The sequence below is a fragment of the Mycobacterium sp. 1165178.9 genome, from assembly GCF_001673555.1.
GTDB lineage: Bacteria > Actinomycetota > Actinomycetes > Mycobacteriales > Mycobacteriaceae > Mycobacterium.
This window is the reverse complement of the sequence record NZ_LZMB01000081.1, coordinates 1-5,601: the sequence shown is the minus strand read 5'-3', so window position 1 is coordinate 5,601 and position 5,601 is coordinate 1. Positions and strand designations below refer to the sequence as shown.

Annotated in this window: 6 protein-coding genes; 2 read left to right on the top strand and 4 right to left on the bottom strand. The window is 64.0% G+C overall.

The window, feature by feature from the left end; translation table 11 throughout:
* Positions 1-284 (bottom strand): SDR family NAD(P)-dependent oxidoreductase (locus A5652_RS04245; protein WP_156745149.1); only part of this gene is annotated, 284 nt, incomplete at its 3' end.
* Positions 285-340: 56 nt separating this feature from the next.
* On the opposite strand from A5652_RS04245, the gene A5652_RS04240 reads away from it, so the two are divergent.
* Entirely contained in the window at positions 341-1,909 is a 1,569-nt protein-coding gene (locus A5652_RS04240; RefSeq protein ID WP_067346966.1) for a class I adenylate-forming enzyme family protein, read from the top strand.
* A gap of 3 nt (positions 1,910-1,912) precedes the next feature.
* On the opposite strand, the gene A5652_RS04235 is transcribed toward A5652_RS04240, so the two are convergent.
* From A5652_RS04235 to A5652_RS04225, 3 genes are read right to left on the bottom strand one after another with little or no spacing between them, the layout of a single operon-like run.
* On the bottom strand, positions 1,913-3,217 hold the full coding sequence (locus A5652_RS04235) for an amidohydrolase family protein (RefSeq protein WP_067346964.1): 1,305 nt from the start codon (positions 3,215-3,217) through the stop codon (positions 1,913-1,915).
* 2 nt (positions 3,218-3,219) lie between these two features.
* On the bottom strand, positions 3,220-3,648 hold the full coding sequence (locus A5652_RS04230; RefSeq protein WP_067346961.1) for a Zn-ribbon domain-containing OB-fold protein: 429 nt from the start codon (positions 3,646-3,648) through the stop codon (positions 3,220-3,222).
* The gene (locus A5652_RS04225; RefSeq protein WP_067346959.1) at positions 3,648-4,793 is read right to left on the bottom strand and encodes an acetyl-CoA acetyltransferase; all 1,146 of its coding nucleotides are present in this window, start codon (positions 4,791-4,793) and stop codon (positions 3,648-3,650) included. The genes A5652_RS04230 and A5652_RS04225 overlap by 1 nt, the downstream gene beginning before the upstream one ends.
* Before the next feature lie 136 nt (positions 4,794-4,929).
* Here A5652_RS04225 and A5652_RS04220 point away from each other — a divergent pair.
* A partial coding sequence (locus A5652_RS04220; protein ID WP_369805744.1) for an HpcH/HpaI aldolase/citrate lyase family protein occupies positions 4,930-5,601 on the top strand: 672 nt, incomplete at its 3' end.

Sequence of the window (5,601 nt, the reverse complement as noted above, 5' to 3'; positions counted from 1 at the left end):
ACCTGTCCGTATGCGTCCATTGCCGCCGCCACAATGGCCGCGCCGCCCTCCTCGGTAGCGACCGAGTCGCCGTTGGCGATCGCCGTGCCTCCCGCCGACGTGATCTCGTCAACTACCGCCTGCGCGGCCGATATTGACGCACCGGTGCCGTCCACTGCGCCGCCCAGGTCGTTGACCACTACGCGCGCGCCCCGGCGGGCGAGTTCGAGGGCGTGACAGCGGCCGAGGCCACCGCCCGCACCGGTGACAATGGCAACCTGATTGTCGAAATTCATTGACGGCATGGTGAGAGGTTACATTTACTCGAAGTGAGAACCATCATTTGCATCGGAGGACATCCATGAGCGGCGCGCCGGCTCTGTTGCAATGTGCGCAGCGGCGCGCCGCGGCGTTGCGGGACCGATACCGCGAGGCCGGGTTCTGGTCGGGTCAGCCCGCCGACATCGTTCGTGCCGCCGCGGCACTGCATCCCGAGAAGCTGGCTCTGTGCGCTCGGGGGGCGGAACTCAGCTATGCCGAACTCGACGCGCGCATCGATGCGGCATGTGGCGCTCTGGCGCGTTCGGGCGTCGGAGCGTCGACACCGACCGTTGTGGTCGTGGGTAACGACGTGGATTCAGTGGTCACCGTCCATGCGGCGTTGCGCGTCGATGCCATGGTCCTGCTGGTCCCTCGCAGCGCTGGCGAGGCGCAGGTGGCCGACATCATCGCGCACACCGGAGCTGAGTTCGGGGTCGCGCCGAATTGGCCTGCGGCCCCGCGGAAAGGGATGTCCGCGGGATTGGTATGGATCGCTTTGGACGCCGATTCCGCACCGCAGACTGCGTACCGATCTCAGCGTGCGGCCGACGAACCCTCCCTCGTGCTCTACACGTCGGGAACCACCTCGGCGCCCAAGGGAGTCATCCACTCGCAGAGCACGCTGATGAAGGCGTCGTCAAATTACATCGCGGCAGCCGGACTCTGCCCGGCAGACCGTATTTTTCTCATCAGTCCGCTCGCGTCGGTGACTGGAGTGCTGCAGGCGTTGGTCATCGCACCGATGCTCTGCGCGCCCGTCATCCTCGAGGACAACTGGGATGCCGCCAAAACCTGTGAGCTGCTGGTCTCGTCGGGTGCGACCTGGTACGGCGGACCCGATCGCTTGCTGGACAGGCTGCTCGACGAGGCGGTGGCGCGCGGGCTGCACGTGCCGCTGCAAGCGGTCTATTTAGGCGGGACCATGCTGGACCGGCGCATCGTCACGCGCGCCGAAGACGATTTCGGGATCATCGCGATGCGCGCCTACGGTTCGTCCGAAGTACCGGTGAGCACGTCTGGTCTGCGGTCGGAGTCCGCGGACGTCCGTCACGCCGACGACGGTGTCGCGTTGGAGGATGTCGAGGTAAAGGTCGGATCCGCAGCGGATCCGACCGAGTGCTGCATTCGCGGGCCACATACGTTCCTCGGGTACACAGATGCCGATGACGACGCGCGGGCATTCGATGGCGACTGGTTTCGCACCGGCGACGTGGCCGAAATCTCCGAAGGTCGGGTGCGCATCGTCGGACGCCTGAAGGACATCATCATTCGCAACGGTCTGAAGATCGCGGCCGTCGAGGTGGAGGAGGCCGTGTCCAGGATCGCTGGGGTCCGCGAGTGCGCGGCATACTCGGTGGCCGATGACACGACCGGCGAACGACTCGCCGTTGCCTTAGTTCTTGACGCCGACGTCGACATGTCGCTCGCGAAGGTCACCGACGCGCTCATCTCGGCGGGACTGCCCAAGTACAAGTTGCCCGAGGAACTGGTGTTCTGGAACGAGCCGCTGCCGGTCAATGACAACGGCAAGGTCGAGCGCAACAAGCTCCCTGCGCGCTCGGAGGGGCGGCCGCGGGCGCTTGCCGACCGCCTCGCCGCAACTGGTTGAACGTCAGTCTTCTGATTCGCCAGCCGTGTTCATGGTCAGCTTGCTCAACTGATCCTGCCAGCCGGCTCCCTTGCCGTGGTCGTGCTTGGACAGCGCCTGGATAGACACGTCGTGCCCTTCGGCGGCCTTGCGCAGGGCGCCGACGGTGGCCTGCTCCTTGGCGATGTGAGAGGTGAACGGATCCCAGTGATACCAGCGCATCGCATTCTGGTAGGTCATCCTGTTGACCTCGTCATCGGGCACGTTATTCCGCTGGAGCACCTCGTGCAGTTGCTCGGGAGCGCCCGGCCACATGCTGTCGCTGTGCGGGTAATCAGCTTCCCAGCAGATGTTGTCGATGCCGATCTCGTTGCGCAGCGCCACTCCGGTGTGGTCGGAGATGAAACACGTCAGGAAGTGATCGCGGAAGACCTCAGACGGCTTCTGCTTGCCGAAGTCCTGACCGGTCCACGTGGAGTGCATCTCGTAGGTGCGGTCGGCACGCTCAAGGAAGTAGGGTATCCAGCCGGTCCCGCCCTCCGAGAGCGCGATCTTGAGGTCCTTGTACTTCTTGATCGGCTTGGACCACAACAGATCCGCCGCGGCCTGCACGATATTCATCGGCTGCAACGTGATCATCACATCCATCGGCGCATCCGGCGCGGTGATCGCCAACTTGCCGGATGACCCGATGTGGACGTTCATCACGGTATCGGTGTCGACCAACGCTTCCCACATCGGTGTCCAGTAGTCGTCGTGAAAGCTCGGATATCCCATCGCCGCCGGGTTTTCCGTGAACGTCAATGCGTGCACGCCGCGTTCGGCATTGCGGCGGATCTCTCTGGCGCACAGTTCGGCATCCCAAATCACGGGCAGCGTCATCGGAATGAATCTCGCCGGGTAGGCAGCACACCACTCCTCGACGTGCCAGTCGTTATACGCCCGAAGGAGGGCCAGGCTGAATTCCGGATCCTCGGTGACGAACAGTCGGCCGGCGAATCCGGGGAACGACGGGAAGCAGATCGAGCCGAGGATGCCGCCGGCATTCATATCTTTGATCCGCTCGTCGACTTGCCAGCAGCCGGGCCGGATCTCATCGAGACCCTGCGGTTCGATCCCGTATTCCTCTTTCGGCCTGCCCGCCACAGCGTTGAGCGCCACGTTGGGGATCACCACGTCGCGGAATTGCCAGGTGTCTGAGCCATCGGGGTTGTGCACCAACCGCGGCGCCTCGGCTAGATACTTCTGAGGCAGATGGTTGTTGAACATGTCGGGAGGCTCAACGATGTGGTCATCGACGCTGATCAGGATCATGTCTTCTTTGTTCATCTTTATTCCTTTCCCACACCTGCTGCCACCGGCCGGAACACCGGGACAACAAAGCCGTCTTCATCATCGCGAAATGCGATAGCGAGTTCCATGTCTGCACAGAGGCTTTCGGCCGGGCAGTCTTCCAGAACCGTCATCAGTCGGGGACCCTCGTCGAGATCCACCATTGCCACCACATACGGCGTGCACGTATCGAAGGGTGCCGCATTCTGGTGCACTACCGTCCACGTGTAGAGCCGTGCCCGCCCGGACGCCGGTGCCAGCGCGACGTCCTCGCTCCAACAGTGCGGGCACAACGGACGCACGTAGAGCGAGTTCTGGCCGCACCCGGCACACGAGTTGATCATCAGTCGGCGATCCTGGATGGCCTGCCACCACGATTCGCTGTCGGAGTCGATCGTTGGCCGGTTCGCGGCCACCGGCGCGTCCATCACTGCCTTCCGAGGATCATCGTGGCGCTGTGGGTGAAAAAGCCTCCCATCGCGTGCACGCATGCCAGGCGCGCGTCATCAACCTGTCTGGACCCGCACTCGCCGCGCAGCTGCCTCGTCGCTTCGACCATCAGAAACATTCCCCGCATGCCGGGATGGCAAGAGGCCAGACCGCCGCCGTCGGTGTTGGTCGGTAACGCCCCACCCGGACGCAGCGCACCTGATGCGATGAACGGCCCGCCCTCGCCCTTGGCGCAGAAACCCAAGTCCTCCACCGTGAGCAGCACGGTGGAGGTGAACGAGTCATAGAGCTCACACACATCGATGTCGGCTGGGTCGACGCCGGCTTGCCCGAACGCGCGGGGGCCAGACAGTGCGGCGGCCGACGTGGTGAAGTCGGCCCACTCGCTCATGCTGACATGCGAGGTCGAGTCGGCGGCACCGAGAATCCAGACGGGCTCCTTCGCGCAATTCTTCGCCACCCGCTCGCTCGCGAGCACGACAGCGCCGCCACCGTCGGTGCGCAGACACACGTGCTTGGAAGTGAAGGGATCGGCGAGCATCGGTGCTGCGGCGACGTCGGCGGCCGTTATCCGGTCGCGCTCGAAAGCGTTGTCGTTCATCGCTGCCCACTCGTGGGCCGCGACCGCGACTTCGGCCAATTGTTCTGCGGTGGTGCCGTATTCGATCATGTGGCGCCTGGCGGCCATCGCGTACTTTGCGATCAGGGTGGCCCCGTAGGGGGCCTCGTATTGCATGGCGCCGCCGGTGCTCATCGCCGCCGCTGATGCCCGTATGCGACGCTTGACGTCAGAGCGCGCCGTTGATCCGTAGGTCAGCAGCGCCACGTCGATCGCGCCGGTGGCGATGGCATTGGCGGCATGCCCCGCCATGACCTCCCAGGAGGATCCTCCGACGTTGGTCGCGTCGACCCAGGACGGTCGCAGGCCGAGGTACTCGCTCACCTCGACGGGTGGCAGCAGGGTCCCGTGACCGCCGAAACCGTCCACGTCATCCTTTGTCAGACCGGCGTCGGCAATGGCACGGCGTGCAGATTGAGCCATCAGCGCCAGCGCGGTCTTGTCAGGCACCCGTCCACAATCCGACAGGCCGGCGCCCACGATAGCGACCCGGTTCGCTGGCATACGTAATGGTTACCACATCGATAATGCCATTAACGACTTGGTGGAATGAACGTTCTCAGTGGGCTACCGTGAGCGTGTGCATAAACCACTGCGCGAGGCGTTGCGCAGCGACGGGCTGGTGCTGTGCCTGGCACTGATGAGCGCGCGCACCCCCGATGTCCCTGCGATCGCAGCAGCATGCGGATACGACGCGGTCTACGTCGACCTCGAGCACACCTCCACGTCGCTGGAGACGGCGGCAATGATCTGCGCAAGCGCTCTGGGCGCGGGAATCTCGGCGTTAGTCCGGGTGCCGTCTCATGATTCGAGTGTGATTGCTCGTGTCATCGACAACGGCGCAATTGGAGTCATTGCGCCGCACGTGAATTCGAAAGAGGAAGCGGCAGCCGTCGTCGATGCGGCCCGGTTTCCTCCGATCGGACACCGCTCCATTTCCGGGCCGAATGTGGTCAGCGGTTACCAGCCCAGGTCACCGGCCGAACTCACCGCTGTCCTCGAGCGTCGCACGGTGGTCGCGGTGATGATCGAGACCCCGCAAGCGGTCGACGCCGCAGGCGCCATCGCGGCTGTCGAAGGCATCGACATGATCCTTCTCGGCTCCAGCGATCTGACGGCCGAAATGGGCATCCACGGCGACTATGAGAATGACCATTTCCGCCATGCCGTAGAATCGGTCGCAGCGGCTTGTCGTGCACACGGCGTGGCGCTGGGAATAGCCGGCATCAAGTCCATTGACCTGCTGAAACGCTTCACAGATCTAGGTCTGCGTTTCATTTCGGCCGGTACGGACAGCCGCGATGGCCGAGGC